Genomic DNA, 1,274 nt, shown 5'->3' on the forward strand with positions numbered 1-1,274 from the left:
CCGAAAGCTTCCGGGCCAGCAGGCAGTTCGCGGCATAGGTACCCGGCACCAGACATTCCGGTCCGTAGAGTTTGATGATATGGTCGGGCTCCTTGCTGAGGTCCGTTAATTCAGGAACAGCTGTCTGCATCCGGTACGCCATCTCGTACTGCTGCACTTTGGCTTTGATTTCCGCGTCGCCGACATNAAGTTCGGCGAGTTTGTCGAGCATCTTCCGGCGGTCGGTCCGGTCGGTTCCTTCGGGGTTATTGAGGTATAGAATCGGTTCTTCGCCGCTGCTGAAGACAACACCCTGATGGGTAGAGTCGAGAAAACCGTTGGTCCATAATTTAGAGTAAACGCCCTGCCCGTTACCTTTCCCGCGTGACAACAAAACCGAAAAGGCCGGCAGGTTTTTGTTGTCGCTGCCAAGCCCGTAGCTCACCCAGGCTCCCATGCTCGGCCGGTTGCCCTGCTGCGCACCCGTCTGAANTTTTGATCAGACACAGGTCATCGGCAATGTTGCCGATGTTGGGAAATAACTCGCTGACCCACATGCCCGACTGCCCATACTGCCTGAAGTTGAAATGTGAACCTACCAGCGGGAATTTAGCCTGATTGGCTGTCATGCCCGTCAGGCGCTGCCCGTTCCGGATAGACGCCGGCAGCTCCTCTCCGGCCCGTTTGTTCAGCAGAGGTTTGTATTCAAAACTTTCGTATTGAGAGGGGGCTCCGTTCTGAAACAGGTAGATGACCCGTTTGGCTTTCGGCGCAAAGTGCGGCAAGCCAAGCGGAAAGCTGTCTGCTTCGTCTGCTGTACCACGGAACAAGTCGGGTACCAGTAGCGACCCCAGTGCCAGACTACCGATACCTGTGGCCATTTTGCCTAAAAAATGACGGCGGTTTACATTCAGCCGGTTTTCGATGAATTCATTCATAACATAATGGTTTCTTCCAGGTTATAGAGCATCATAATCGTCTGCATCAGGGCCGCTGCCGCCGGTTTGTCGGCAAGTTTCGCCTGCGGAGTCTCGCCTACGGCCAGCAGATTTACCGCTTTTTTAGGTATGGCCACAAATGTTTCTTTTTCGCCGGCATAGTATTGCCGGAGGATCTTCAGTTCCCGGTCTTTGGGAGTACGGCATAAAATCAGCCGGAAGGCTTTTTCTATTTTTTCGTCGCCGGTCGTTTTTTCAAGGGATAATCGCTGGGCCAGTACCCGTGCCGACTCCAGCACCATCGGGTCATTGAGCATAACCAGCGCCTGAAGTGGGGTATTGGTCCGTGAGCGTTTT

General features: G+C 53.9%; 1 protein-coding gene and 1 pseudogene. Both read right to left on the reverse strand.

The annotated features are described in order from the left end of the window. Window positions 1-917 (reverse strand): annotated as a pseudogene (locus BLX24_RS30475) (DUF1501 domain-containing protein); the annotation flags it as partial. Beyond that, window positions 914-1,274: DUF1553 domain-containing protein (locus BLX24_RS30480; protein WP_143092937.1), on the reverse strand; the 361-nt coding region annotated here is incomplete at its 5' end. The gene BLX24_RS30480 and the pseudogene BLX24_RS30475, both read right to left, overlap by 4 nt.

The sequence above is a fragment of the Arsenicibacter rosenii genome, from assembly GCF_001870735.1.
Classification (GTDB): domain Bacteria; phylum Bacteroidota; class Bacteroidia; order Cytophagales; family Spirosomataceae; genus Arsenicibacter; species Arsenicibacter rosenii.